Origin of the sequence: Bradyrhizobium sp. A5 (genome assembly GCF_042076515.1) — a bacterium.
In the GTDB taxonomy this organism is placed as follows: domain Bacteria; phylum Pseudomonadota; class Alphaproteobacteria; order Rhizobiales; family Xanthobacteraceae; genus Bradyrhizobium; species Bradyrhizobium cosmicum.
In genome coordinates this window covers 2,915,152-2,927,472 of sequence record NZ_CP148990.1, presented here as the reverse complement: position 1 = coordinate 2,927,472, position 12,321 = coordinate 2,915,152, and the positions used below count along the sequence as shown (strand labels likewise).

The window sequence follows — 12,321 nt, the reverse complement described above, 5'->3', positions numbered from 1 at the left end:
TCATGGCCTGTCTTGACGACTGAGACGGTGGGCTACCTCTTCATCCCACCCACATACGCCGCCAGCTTGTCCAGCGTCTGGTAGCCGTATTCGACGGCGCCAAATCCGATCATGCCGTCGCGCTGCTCGGTGCTCGAAGCCAGCTGCCGCATCATCAGCACCGTCTTGCCGTTGCTCTGCTCGGCGAACGTGACGGTGAAGCGGAACATGCCGGGATCCTCGTCCTGGTCGACGCCATGGTCCATCTCCATCAAGGACGGCCGCTCGATGCGGCGAAAGCGCATCCGGTTCGGATAGACCGTGCCGTCGGGGCCGATCATGTTGAAGCGCCAGACGCCGCCGACACGCACGTCGATCTCGAAGGTCTCGACCTTGAAGCCCTTCGGGCCGAACCATTGCGGCAGATGCTTCGGGTCGGACCACGCCTCGAACACCAGATCGCGCGGCGCGTCGATCACGCGCGACATCACGATCTCGCGGTCGAGCGACCATTGCGACAAGGCGGGATTGGCAGAACTCGTCATCACTTGGCACCTTTCCGTTTGCGTGTTCGGGACAGCTTTCCAGCCGGCTCCCTCTCCTTCTTGAGCTTCATCACGTAGGCCTCGAACCGGTCGAGCCGCGCCTCCCAGATCGCGCGCTGCTGCTGGAACCAGTCTTCCGCACCGAGCAGCGCGTCCGGACTGAGGCGGCAGGTGCGCACGCGGCCGGACTTCTCCGACCGCACGAGCCCGCTCGTCTCCAGCACATGGATGTGTTTCATCAGGCTCGGCAGCGCCATGTCGAAAGGATCGGCGAGCTCGCCGACCGACGCCTCGCCGGCGCAGAGCCGCATCACGATCGCCCGCCGTGTGGGATCGGCAAGGGCTGCGAAAACCTGATCGAGCCGGGATAATTGGTTAGCCATGAAGCTAACTATAGGGCGATCCCTGCCCGGCGTCAATGATTGTTATCTCAATGGCTAAGTAATTACCCTGCGGCGCGCGAGCGTAACCAAACAGAAAAGCCCCGGCTGAGCCGGGGCTTTTCACGCCAGATTCGGAACGGGACGAGCTCAGTATCTGGCGACGACCGGCCCACCGAACTTGTAGTTCACGCCGACGCGCACGATGTTCGACTTGATGTCGACTGAGTGGGTGTAGACGTTAGTCGGATATTGCGCGGCGCCACTGACGAGGTTGGTGCTTGTCGCGCTGGCGCGGCCGAGATCGACATAGAGATATTCGACCTTGAGCGACCAACCGCCGCCGAACGCATATTCGGTGCCGACGCCCGCGGTCCAGCCGAGGCGCGTATCGCGGATCGCGGCCGATTCCGTTGCCGCCGAGAACGTATCGGTGAAGTTGAAGTTACCCTTCACCTCGGCGATTGCCGCGCCGCCCGTGGCGTAGAGCAGCCAGGTCGGAGCCGCGAGGAAGCCGATCCGGCCCCGGATGGTGGCGAGCCAGTCGGCCGAGACCGACGACGACACCGTAAAGCCGGTCGGGGCGCAGCAGGGATAGAGCGCCGAACCGCTCGCGCTGCCCTTGAGGCCGAAATAGTTGATGTCGCCTTCGAGGCCGAGCACGGCGTGGTTGACCTGCCAGTTATAGCCCGCGGTGAAGCCGCCGGTGACGCTGGAGCTGTTGACACCCTGGGCACCGACGGCGCCAATGGCGGGGACGCTGCTGGCAGCGAAATACCCGGTCGGTGTAAAGATGGTCGAGGTGTTCAGATCGGCATTGCCCCACTGCCCGCCGACATTGGCGCCGACATAGAAGCCCGTCCAGTTGGTGGCGGGCGCCATCACCGGCGCCTTGGCATATTGCGCGGCGAGGTCGGCGGCCTGTGCGGTTGCGGCACCCAACACGATCGAAGCGACCGCCAGCAAAAACTTCTTCATTCCAGTCTCCTTGCCCCACGCGATCGGCTCGCGTTTCGAATGCGCGCGGCCGGAAGGCGTCCGGCGCAGATCGGGCATAGGTCCTCGGCCGCATGTCGTCTTGGGCTGCGACGAAGTTCATAGGGACTGTGACGTAGTGTGCGCCCCGCATCGTGCGAACGAATGACGGGTGTGACCCCGGAGCCACGCATTGCCCTTTCGCGGCGGCGCGCAACGCACGCCGGTGTCGCGTCACGACAAGGCGCGCGAATGCGACTCGAATCCGCTTGTCTCAGACCGAGCGCGTCAGTCCACCGTCGACGCGGATGTTCTGGCCGGTGATGTAGGCCGCGCCGTCGGACGCCAGGAACGAGATCGTCGCCGCGATCTCCTCGACCTTGCCGTAGCGCCTCATCGGCACGCTGTCGCGGCGCGCATCCGTTTGCGGCAGGCTGTCGATCCAGCCGGGCAGCACGTTGTTCATGCGGATGTTGTCGGCCGCATGGGTGTCGGTGAAGATCTTCGTGAAGGCGGCAAGGCCGGCACGAAACACCGCCGAAGTCGGAAACATCGCGCTCGGCTCGAACGCCCAGGCGGTCGAGATGTTGATGATGGCGCCGTTCTTCTGCGCCTGCATCACCGGCGTCACCAGCCGGGTCGGACGGATCACGTTGAGCAGATAGGTGTCGAGGCCGATGTGCCACTGCTCGTCGGTGATCTCGGTGATCGCCGCGCGCGGACCGTGACCGGCGCTGTTGACGAGCACGTCGATGCGTCCCCACTTCGCCATCGCGCCGTCGACGAGACGCTTCAGATCGTCGTTCGACTCGTTGGAGCCGGTGACGCCGAGACCGCCGAGTTCGGCCGCCAGCGCCTCGCCCTTGCCGGAGGACGACAGGATCGCGACGCGAAAGCCGTCGGCCGCGAGCCGCCGCGCGGCCCCTGCTCCCATGCCGCTGCCGCCGGCGGTGACGAGTGCGACCTTCTCTGCTGCCATGACCGATCATCCCAGTGTTGAGGCGAGCCGTGAGCCCGGCCTATCATCAGGCCTTCTACCGCCGGACCTGCCGGCAGGTCCACCGCCGAAGGCATGAGTCATGAGCGATTTGCAGATCCGCAATTTACGTTCCGAGGAGATCGCCCTCGCCGTCGACTGGGCCGCGGCCGAGGGCTGGAATCCGGGCCGCTTCGACGCCGCCTGCTTCGCGATTCCCGACCCGGCAGGCTTCTTCGTCGGCGAGATCGACGGCGAGCCTGTCGCGACCGTCTCCTGCGTCAACTACGATGATCGCTTCGCCTTCCTCGGCTTCTACATCGTGCGCTCAGGCTTGCGCGGCGCGGGCCACGGCCTGCGCATCTGGAACGCAGCGATCGCGCATGCGGGCGCGCGGGTGATCGGGCTCGACGGTGTCGTGGCACAGCAGGACAATTACAGAAAATCCGGTTTCCGGCTCGCTTATGCCAACATCCGCTATGGCGGCATCGTCACCGCCTCGGCGAAGCCGCCCGCCGACCTCGTCGCGCTGGATACGATCCCGTTCGCGCTTGTGGAAGCCGATGATGCCACGGTTTTCCCGGCTCCGCGCAGTGCATTCCTGCGCGCCTGGATCACGACATCGGGTCATGTCGGCCGCGCGCTGATGCGCGATGGCAGGCTCGTCGCATGGGGTGTGATCCGGCCGTGCCGGAGCGGCTACAAGATCGGCCCGCTCGTCGCCGACGATCGCGCGTCGGCGGAGACAATCATGCAGGCATTGCTGGCCACTGCGAACGGCGAAGTCTTCCTCGACGTCCCCGCCGTCAATCGCGAGGCCATCGCGCTCGCCGAAACGCTCGGCCTCAAACCGGTGTTCGAGACGGCGCGGATGTACACAGGGCCGATCGCACCGCTGCAGATCGACCGCGTCTTCGGCGTGACGAGCTTTGAGCTCGGCTAGCGCCGCTCAGTAACAGCGCATGATGTTGACGGTGTGCTCGCCGCCGCCGCGGCCCGGCACCGTCACCTGCTCCGTGGGGCAGCTCGGCACATAGGGCCGGTCGGACGGCACCACGTTCGGCGGGAAGCGATGGGTCCAGTCCCAGGGAACGTCATAAGTGTAAGTGTAGCGGATATCAGTCGAGGCCGGCTGCCCGGCGTCGACGAAGGGCTGATTGTAGCCGGCATTGTCGTAGAAGAATCCGCCACCGCCCGGCCAGTAGACCCAGGGATTGTTGCGGCCGCGGAACCGGGCGCCCGGCGAAATCGGCGGACGTGCGGCCGGGCCGGACGGAACGGCAGCTGTCGCGATGCCATGCGGCGCTGCGCCGCCGGGTCGTGCAAAGCTGTCATTGGCTGCAAGGAGCAACGCGGCTGCGCTGAGCGAGGCGAACAGCGCCCCATATGATCTGGACATCATGATACGCACCAACTCGTTTGGCTTCGGCGGCTCCCCACCGCACGCTAGGCCGGGCCGTCGCCCCCCCGCAAACGTATAATTAATTGTTGGTTAAGGCACGGGAATAACAGGGAACAAGGTGCGGCAGAACGCCCGGAATTCTGTGCTGATTTTAGACACTTCGTTCCACGGAAGGCCGCTTCATCACGAGTTGATCGTGTCAGCCGAATGCGTCCGGGGCGACGGCCCATCGTCCCCCGCCGACGGTGGGCCCGCGTTCGTCAGCGGCCCTGCTGCTTGTGCAGCCAATCGAGCATGTCCTGCGCATTTCCCGTGCCCTGCGACACGATCGCGGTGTTTCCACCGCTACGACGATAGATCGTCGTGCGGCCCGGCTCCTTGTCGACCCTGACCTCGGCTTGCGCAGGATCGCCGCTTTGCGTGATCACCGCTGTCCCGTTCTCGTCCTGGACCACGGTGGTGCGGCCATCGCCGGATTCGCCGGCACCGGCCGAAGCCATCGCGATCATGGTCATGAGGCTCATTCCGGATGCGAGCAGGAGGAACTTCATGTCACACCTCATCGTTTCGGTTTCCGTCATCGGCCAAACTGAAATATGGCGAGCCAGTTGAAGCGCCCGAACTGCCTCACCGCGCCCGTGTTCATGTCTCCGATCTGCAGCAGGAGAGCATTCGTCGAATTGCCGATCTGGGTGATGTCGGCGGTGTTGCTCACGCCCGACTGACCGATCGCCGCGTTGGTGGTGCCGCCCACCTGGATCACGTTAGCATAGTTGCGGGTGCCGTTCTGGATGATCGTCGCATCCACGGTGCCAGTTCCGCCGATCTGGATCACCCGCGCGATATTGATGCGGCTGCTCTCCTCGATCGTGACCGGCTGAACATTGTCGCCGAATTGCACGATCGTTTCGATGCTCACGTTCCGGTTCGTCACGCTGCGCTGGACGGATCCCGCGGATGCTTCGGTCACCGCGCACATGACTGCGAACGCTGCGGTCGTCGCCAAGATCTGCCTGCCGCATCTCATTGCGCTTCCCCCATTCACCCTCACGTCGCCACGATGCGCGCTTCTTATGGGCTTTTCTGGATCACCGTCGACGAGTTGATCGTTCCGAACTGCGCGATCGACCCCGCGTTCATGGTGCCGAGCTGAGACAGCAGGCTAGTCGCCGACTGGCCGGTCTGGCCAACCGATGCGGAATTGAAAATCCCGGTCTGACTGATCGATGCCGACGTCGTTCCGCCGAACTGCAGGATTCCGACGGCGTTCGTGGTCCCGGTTTGCACGACGGTCCCGCTTGTGTTGCCGCCGACCATGAACAGGCCGGTCATGTTGAACTGGCTGCTCTGGTTCACAACGACGGGAGGACCGTTGACCGACACGACGTTCTTGAGGTCGAAGGTTTGCGCCTGCGCCAGGCTACCTTGCATGCAACAGACAATCAGAACTGCGATACTGGCGGTGGTGGGAAGGCGGTATTTCATGGCAGGCCTCTGCACATTTGCGAAAATCAGGGACGAACCACCCGGTCACGGGGTCTGCTGGAGAATCGTCGATCCGTTCAAAAGCCCGAACTGAGACAGCAAGGCTGCATTGTTGGTGCCGATCTGGCCGATCAGGCTCGTGTTCGAGCCGCCGCCCTGACCGGCCAGGGTCGTATTGTTGATCGCAGGGCCGGTCGACGAGCCGCCTTGCCCGATCGTCAGCGAGTTGACCGAGAACGGTGATCCCGTTTGTAGGGTCGTCGCCCAGTTCGTGGTGCCGAATTGCAGGGTAGTGGCCGTGTTGCTGGTGCCCCCGCTCTGGGAGATGAAGGAGCTGTTCGTTCCACCGAACTGCAGCACGCTCGCCGAATTTCCGGCATGAGCCTCGACAGCGGTCAACGCGCCGAGGGCGCCGACCATCGCAATGATGAATTTGATGCGCATGTGATTCCTCCGCGAATATCAGCCGTCGATCCGTCATCGGTCGGGCCGCTCGGGTGCGGTACTTTCAGAGACGGCCCGGACGCACCGCGCTGGGAGGCGCCCGGGACCGTTCGGGGCTGGACTAGTGCTGGTTGATGACGCTGGTGTTCCCGAAGAGCAGGATCGAGTTCTGCCCGACGGTTGCGCTGTTGCTCGGCGGCAGCAATGGGAACGAGCTCTGAGAGATCGAGCTGCTGTTGCCGCCGAAGGCGTTCTGCATGGTGGTGGCCGTATTGACGATACCGCCGACCTGGGTCACCGTGCTGGCATTGTTGAGTGACGGAGTGGCGAGACCCTGCGAAGTGGTCGCGGAATTGAAGAAGCCGAGCTGGGTCGTGTTGGAGGTGTCATTCGTCACACCGTTCTGCGTCACGGAGGAGCTGTTGGCGCCACCGATCTGAACTGTATTGGCGGTGTTGGCCGCTTGAGCGGCGGAAGACAGAGCGAACACGGCAACGGAGGCAAAAAACAATTTGCGCATGGAATATCCCTTTCTAGCCAAGTTGTCTGACTGGGTTCGGATGCCGTCTTGGAGGATGCCGACATCGTAGGGACGACTGTGAACCGATGGTGCTCGGTGCGATAGACTGCAGTTCATGCTAATCAGTAAGGACTAAACGTTGTGCTGCATCTCGCCGCCGGCAGCTCTAGGTCAGCGAATGGCTCGCGCCGATCCGCATCGTAGCGGCTTCTCGTCCCATGCAATCGATCAATCTCACCACTTCGATCGGCGAACGCAGCGCCAGCTTCCGCATCATCCTGGCGCGATGAACCTTGGCGGTCACCTCGCTGACGCCGAGTCTTGCCGCAATCTGCTTGGCCACGAGCCCCTCAGCCATCAGCAGCATGATCTCCCGCTCGCGGGCCGTCAGCGTTTCAACGCGGCGGCGCGCCTCGCGCACCGCGTTCTCGCGCTCGATGCGCCTGCGATCGCGCTCGATGCCGTGCCGGATCGCATCGAGAATCTCCTGTTCGCGGAAGGGTTTTGGCAAAAATTCGATCGCGCCGTACTTCATGGCCTCGACCGAGACCCGGACGTCCAAATGGCCGCTGATGAAAACGATCGGTATGAGCACGCCCGTTTCGGCGAGCCTGTGCTGAAGCTCGAGCCCGGTCGGCGACGTTCCGGGAAAGCGAACGTCGAGCACGAGACATGACGGGCCTTCAGACAGGTTCTCGCTCAGGAATTCATCCGTCGAGGCAAACAGCCTCACCTGATGTCCCGTCTCCTCGCAAAGGCGCCCGATCGCGTTTCGTATCTGGATTTCGTCGTCAACGACATAAACTGTAGCTTGATTTGAATTCATTGCGACAGACTCCCGGACTTTGCGCTCGATGATCCAGCACGAGCCCTCCGCTGTTCTTGCAAACGATAACAAGGTGCTTGAATGCATCGGCGCGAAGCGGTCGAGTTGTGTCGGCTCGCCGGCTTGACGTCTTTAGGGCCAACACCCTGTCGGCAAGAGTGAAGGCGTTCACAAATCAGGCTTCGTGATTGGGGAGTTTCGACGCCGACGTGTACGGCGTCACGGCTAGTCGCCGTAACCAGAATGCTGAAATCAGACGTACCGGGCCGTGATCTCGCCAGTTGAATCATGGCGTCGCCACTATTCATCAGCCTTAACGCCGTCAGCTCGCCGCATGGGTCAGCCGGGACGTACAGTCGGATATCGAGTTAGATACCACGCGCTTGATTTGGAATACGCCCGGTATCCGATCCGCGCAAGTTGCGAAAGCTCGCGGCTGCGCATTTTACCTCTGTATCATGGCGCGCACCCGTCCGTCGTACTAAGAACGGCGACATACGACCGAGGCCCCACTATTACGTCGGGCAACATACAACCATAGCGCGATATTCGACTTTCCGCTCTCAGCGTCATTTCAAGAGGCGGGTTTTGATATGCGATTTGTGCCAGTCATTGTGTTGCTCGGAACTGCATGCGGCCTGACCCTGGTCTACGCCGCGCCGCCGGCCGTCGTCTCGGGCGCGGCCGGGAATGCGGCGGGAGGTTTGGCTCGCGCCTACGAAGCGACGAAGCAGTTCCTTGCGCCCGGCGGCCACAAAGCCCCCGCGTTCGGGGCGGATCTGCCGGTGTTCCGCTACGCCGCGATCGAGCGCGGCAGCATCGAGCAGACCGTGACGGTCACGGGAGCGCTCCAGCCGGTCAAGACGATCGAGGTGGGTTCCCAACTATCGGGGCAACTCGCCCGGGTCTATGTCGACTTCAACGATACCGTCAGCAAGGACCAGCCGCTCGCCCTGATCGATCCACGCAGCTTCGCAGCCAAGGTCGACGAAGCCAGGGCCTCCGTGGCAGTGGCCAATTCGCTGGTCGATATCGCGCGGGCCAAGCTCGATCGCGCCAGGATCGACCTCCAGAATGCCAGAGGCAGCCGCGACGTGCTCGCCGCCAAGCTCGAGAGCGCTCAGGCGGTCAAGACGTCGGCGCAGAAAACCCTGCAGCGCAAACTCGCCCTGCAGTCGCAGAACGTGGTGGCGACCACGATGGTCGACGACGCCCAGACGGAATTCACCGCACGGCTCGCCCAGGAGCGCGAGGCCGAGGTCCTCATGTCCCTCAATGCCTATTCCGTGGACGGCGCGCAGGCCGACGTCCGCCGGATCGAGGCCGAGTTGCAGCAGGCGCGAATGGCGGTGCCGGAGAAGGCCGCCGTTCTCGCCGCGGCCCAGGCCGATCTCGACCGCACCGTGATCCGGTCGCCGATCGACGGCGTCGTTGTCGGCAGGTTCGTCAACGAGGGCCAGACGCTCGCGGTCGGTCTGGAGTCGCGCACGACCTTCGTGGTTGCCCACCGCCTGGAAGACATGGAGATTCACGCCCAGGTCGACGAAGCCGATATCGGGCGCATCGCCTCCGGCCAGCGCGCTCATTTCACCGTAGATGCCTATCCCGACCGCCGCTTCGAGGCCGTCGTCCGGCAGGTGCGCAAGGCGCCGCAGAATCAGCAGCATGTCGTCACCTATACCGTCGTGCTGTCGACCTCCAACGTCGACGGCGCGCTGCTGCCCGGCATGACCGCCCTGGTGAAGATCGTGATCGAGCGGCAGGACGACGTGCTGAAAGTGCCGCTCGCAGCGCTGCGTTTCCAGCCATCCGGCACGCGGCCGGACGCAACCACTGCGAACAGCGGCGTGTGGGTCCGAACTGCCAGCGGCTCGCTCGAGCGCATTGCTGTCACGGTCGGCGCGGCCGGCACCGAACAGGTCGCTCTCAAGAGCGGGGACCTCGTCGAGGGCAATCAGGTCGCGGTCGGCCAGGCCATCCGGCCAGCGGGCATGGAGTTCCTCGGAATCAGGTTCGGATCATGAGCACTCCCCTGCCCCTCATCAGTCTCCGGTCAGTATCCAGGACCTATCGCACCGACGGAGTCTCGGTGCCTGCGGTGCGAAACGTCACCCTCGACATCGCGCAGGGCGAGATCGTCGCCGTGATGGGACCGTCGGGCTCCGGCAAGTCCACGCTGATGAACATGATCGGGCTGCTCGACCTGCCGAGCGAGGGCGCCGTCCATCTCGAGGGGGCCAATGTCGCCGAACTCTCGGAAGATCGCCGGTCGTCCCTGCGCGCCCGCAGCATCGGGTTCGTGTTCCAGTCCTACAATTTGCTGGCGCGTCACGATGCGATCGAGAACGTCGCGCTGCCACTGGTCTATTGCGGCATCGGCCGCAAGGCGCGCCTGGCGCGTGCCGAACAGAGCCTTCAGGCAGTCGGCATGCTGCACCGGGCTCATCACTTTCCGCGACAGCTCTCGGGCGGCGAGCAGCAGCGCGTCGCGATCGCGCGTGCCCTGATCGCCTCTCCGCTGATCGTGCTCGCCGACGAGCCGACCGGGGCGCTCGACAGCCGCACCGGCGCAGAAATCCTCGGGTTGTTCGCCGCGCTCAACCGGACCGGCCAGACCATCGTGATGATCACACACGATCCCGGCATCGCGACGCAGTGCCGGCGCACGATCCGCCTGCACGACGGCGAGCTCGTCAGCGACGAGACGTCGGCGCAACTCCTCCCGAAGCGGAGCGCGTCATGACGATGCTCCAGGGCTTCCAGATTGCTCTGCACGCCTTGCGCCTCAACCCGCTACGCAGCTTCCTCACCATGCTCGGCATCGTGATCGGCGTCGCCTCCATCGTGACCGTGTTTGCGATTGGGGCCGGCGCGCAGCTTCGCCTGCAGGAACAGATCCGCTCGATCGGCGCCAATGTCCTGATGATCACGCCCGGCGCGGTCTATCAGGGCGGCGTGCGCCTCAAGGACGGCAGCAAGCTGACGATGACCGAGAGCGACGTGCAGGCCATCCTCGAGCAGATTCCGGAAATTCAGGCCGCGGCGGGCTCGATCGCCGGAACGGCCCAGGTCATCCACGAGAGCAAGAACTGGAACACGACCATCAACGGAACGACGACCGGCCACTTCATGGTGCGCGACTGGCAGCTCGCTGCCGGGCGTTATTTCTCCGGCACCGAGGAGGCTGGCGCCGGCAAGGTGGTGATCCTCGGAAGCACCGTCGCGCGCGAGCTGTTCGCGCCGGGTGACGATCCCGTTGGCGCGCAGATCAGGATCATGAAGGTGCCGCTCGAAGTGGTCGGCGTTCTCGATCGCAAGGGCCCGGCGCAGGACGACGTCGCCTTCGTGCCGCTCAGCACGGCCAAGCTGCGCTTCCTCGGCAGCGCAAGCAACATCAACCGGGATTCGGTCGCCTACATCGTCGCCAAAGTGGCCGCCGACGGTCAGATGGCAGGCGCGCGATCGGAGATCGAAAGCCTGCTGCGGCAGCGCCACCGCATCCCCGCTGGCCAGGAGGACGACTTCAAGGTCCAGGATCCGGCCGCCGCCATGGAAGCGCAGCAGGGCGCGATCCGTACCGTGGCGCTCCTGCTCGTCGCCATCGCCTCGGTCTCGCTGCTCGTCGGCGGCATAAGCATCATGAACGTGATGATCGTGTCGGTTACCGAGCGCACGCGGGAGATTGGCATCCGCCGCGCCCTCGGCGGGCGGATGCGGGACATCCGCCTGCAGTTTCTCTGCGAAGCGCTCGTGCTCTGCCTTCTCGGCGGCGCCATAGGCGTCGTCGGCGGCATCACGCTGTCGATGACCGTCGCCCGCATGGCGGGCTGGATCACCTCGATCGATAGCGAAGCAATTGCTCTGGCCCTGGTCTTCTCGATCGCGACCGGCCTCATCTTCGGTTTTTATCCTGCGCATAAGGCGTCCAAGCTCAGTCCAATAGAAGCGCTCAAGACGGAGTGAGAAAATGCTGGGATGGCGACACAACTCAACGGCCAGGGAGGAGCCTGTCATGAGCCCGGATCCGAAAGATTCGATTACGCCGACGCCGCGTGAACGCGAACTGATGATGCTGATCGCACGCGGAATGCAGAACAAGAACATCGCCTACGAGCTGAAAATCTCGGAGAACACGGTGCGGGCGCATATCGGCAACATCATGCGCAAATACCGCATCCAGAACAGGACTCAGATCGCGATCATCTATGCGCTCAAAGCGGCCCCGCTTGCGCTGCGGCGCGACCTGACTAGAAGCGGAGCCACCCCGGCGACAGTCAAGCCAGCCCAGGCGCTCGCGCAGAATCCGCGGGTGCCGATTGCGCCGGAATGACCGTTCCCGCAACAACCCCTTCTGCAACTCGTCGGGCAAAACACCCAAGCACGGGGTCAAGAGACCGGCTGCAAAATATTTCTCTTTATTAGAATTCGGATTTTTGTTAGACATTACGCACTCCGGCCCAAGGAAGAGGGGCGTATCGCGATCGTCACGAACGCGGGCCGGGCTGCGGTGGACGCAGGTCACATCGGCGCGAATGGTTTCGCAGGGCGGGCAACCGTGAGCGAAGGCATCGCGCAAACGACCGGTGTGATCGGCGTACGGCAAAATCGTGTGGTCCTGGCGCCCGCAGGCTGGCGTCAAGCGTTGCGGTGATGCGGCGGCCCGACCGGGCGCGCACATCAGCCATCCGCAAGGCGACGGGGGCAATAGTGCATCGCTCCCCGGGGAGAGCGCGACATAAGCCGTAAGACCACTGCGCAGGGAAGGCCGGATGTTTGGCTTCACCTGTAT

At 63.8% G+C, this 12,321-nt stretch carries 16 protein-coding genes; 5 read left to right on the top strand and 11 right to left on the bottom strand.

The window, feature by feature from the left end:
* Positions 1–32: 32 nt before the first annotated feature.
* The 4 genes from WHZ77_RS13950 to WHZ77_RS13935 all read right to left on the bottom strand — a co-directional run bounded on the left by WHZ77_RS13950 (position 33) and on the right by WHZ77_RS13935 (position 2,858).
* Entirely contained in the window at positions 33–524 is a 492-nt protein-coding gene (locus WHZ77_RS13950) for an SRPBCC family protein (protein WP_375314153.1), read from the bottom strand.
* Positions 524–907 (bottom strand): ArsR/SmtB family transcription factor, encoded by a 384-nt coding sequence (locus WHZ77_RS13945; RefSeq protein ID WP_375314152.1) that lies wholly within the window; start codon positions 905–907, stop codon positions 524–526. The genes WHZ77_RS13950 and WHZ77_RS13945 overlap by 1 nt, the downstream gene beginning before the upstream one ends.
* A gap of 147 nt (positions 908–1,054) precedes the next feature.
* Positions 1,055–1,882 carry an outer membrane protein gene (locus tag WHZ77_RS13940; protein WP_375314151.1) on the bottom strand — a complete coding sequence of 276 codons (828 nt, stop codon included), beginning with the start codon at positions 1,880–1,882 and terminating at the stop codon, positions 1,055–1,057.
* A gap of 271 nt (positions 1,883–2,153) precedes the next feature.
* A complete protein-coding gene (locus WHZ77_RS13935) occupies positions 2,154–2,858 on the bottom strand; it encodes an SDR family oxidoreductase (RefSeq protein ID WP_375314150.1) in 705 nt (234 codons plus the stop codon).
* 100 nt (positions 2,859–2,958) lie between these two features.
* On the opposite strand from WHZ77_RS13935, the gene WHZ77_RS13930 reads away from it, so the two are divergent.
* Positions 2,959–3,798 (top strand): GNAT family N-acetyltransferase, encoded by an 840-nt coding sequence (locus WHZ77_RS13930; protein WP_375314149.1) that lies wholly within the window; start codon positions 2,959–2,961, stop codon positions 3,796–3,798.
* 6 nt (positions 3,799–3,804) lie between these two features.
* Here WHZ77_RS13930 and WHZ77_RS13925 read toward each other — a convergent pair whose 3' ends face one another.
* The 7 genes from WHZ77_RS13925 to WHZ77_RS13895 form a co-directional block, all read right to left on the bottom strand.
* Positions 3,805–4,257 carry a hypothetical protein gene (locus tag WHZ77_RS13925; protein WP_375314148.1) on the bottom strand — a complete coding sequence of 151 codons (453 nt, stop codon included), beginning with the start codon at positions 4,255–4,257 and terminating at the stop codon, positions 3,805–3,807.
* Between the two features lie 260 nt (positions 4,258–4,517).
* The gene (locus tag WHZ77_RS13920; protein ID WP_375314147.1) at positions 4,518–4,808 is read right to left on the bottom strand and encodes a hypothetical protein; all 291 of its coding nucleotides are present in this window, start codon (positions 4,806–4,808) and stop codon (positions 4,518–4,520) included.
* Between the two features lie 26 nt (positions 4,809–4,834).
* Positions 4,835–5,263, bottom strand: a complete 429-nt coding sequence (locus WHZ77_RS13915) for a curlin (protein ID WP_375314146.1) — start codon at positions 5,261–5,263, stop codon at positions 4,835–4,837.
* Positions 5,264–5,328: 65 nt separating this feature from the next.
* Positions 5,329–5,688: a curlin gene (locus tag WHZ77_RS13910; RefSeq protein ID WP_375314145.1), complete on the bottom strand. Its 360-nt coding sequence runs from the start codon at positions 5,686–5,688 to the stop codon at positions 5,329–5,331.
* Positions 5,689–5,787: 99 nt separating this feature from the next.
* Positions 5,788–6,186 carry a curlin gene (locus tag WHZ77_RS13905; RefSeq protein ID WP_375314144.1) on the bottom strand — a complete coding sequence of 133 codons (399 nt, stop codon included), beginning with the start codon at positions 6,184–6,186 and terminating at the stop codon, positions 5,788–5,790.
* A gap of 121 nt (positions 6,187–6,307) precedes the next feature.
* Positions 6,308–6,706, bottom strand: coding sequence for a hypothetical protein (locus tag WHZ77_RS13900; RefSeq protein ID WP_015685488.1), 399 nt, complete (start codon positions 6,704–6,706; stop codon positions 6,308–6,310).
* Between the two features lie 166 nt (positions 6,707–6,872).
* Positions 6,873–7,532, bottom strand: a complete 660-nt coding sequence (locus WHZ77_RS13895) for a response regulator transcription factor (protein ID WP_375314143.1) — start codon at positions 7,530–7,532, stop codon at positions 6,873–6,875.
* 593 nt (positions 7,533–8,125) lie between these two features.
* On the opposite strand from WHZ77_RS13895, the gene WHZ77_RS13890 reads away from it, so the two are divergent.
* From WHZ77_RS13890 to WHZ77_RS13875, 4 genes are read left to right on the top strand one after another with little or no spacing between them, the layout of a single operon-like run.
* The gene (locus tag WHZ77_RS13890; RefSeq protein WP_375314142.1) at positions 8,126–9,556 is read left to right on the top strand and encodes an efflux RND transporter periplasmic adaptor subunit; all 1,431 of its coding nucleotides are present in this window, start codon (positions 8,126–8,128) and stop codon (positions 9,554–9,556) included.
* Positions 9,553–10,275, top strand: coding sequence for an ABC transporter ATP-binding protein (locus WHZ77_RS13885; protein WP_375314141.1), 723 nt, complete (start codon positions 9,553–9,555; stop codon positions 10,273–10,275). Before WHZ77_RS13890 ends, WHZ77_RS13885 begins: the two co-directional genes overlap by 4 nt.
* Positions 10,272–11,495, top strand: a complete 1,224-nt coding sequence (locus tag WHZ77_RS13880; protein ID WP_375314140.1) for an ABC transporter permease — start codon at positions 10,272–10,274, stop codon at positions 11,493–11,495. The genes WHZ77_RS13885 and WHZ77_RS13880 overlap by 4 nt, the downstream gene beginning before the upstream one ends.
* 49 nt (positions 11,496–11,544) lie before the next feature.
* Positions 11,545–11,862, top strand: coding sequence for a response regulator transcription factor (locus tag WHZ77_RS13875; protein ID WP_375314139.1), 318 nt, complete (start codon positions 11,545–11,547; stop codon positions 11,860–11,862).
* The last annotated feature ends 459 nt before the right edge of the window (positions 11,863–12,321 follow it).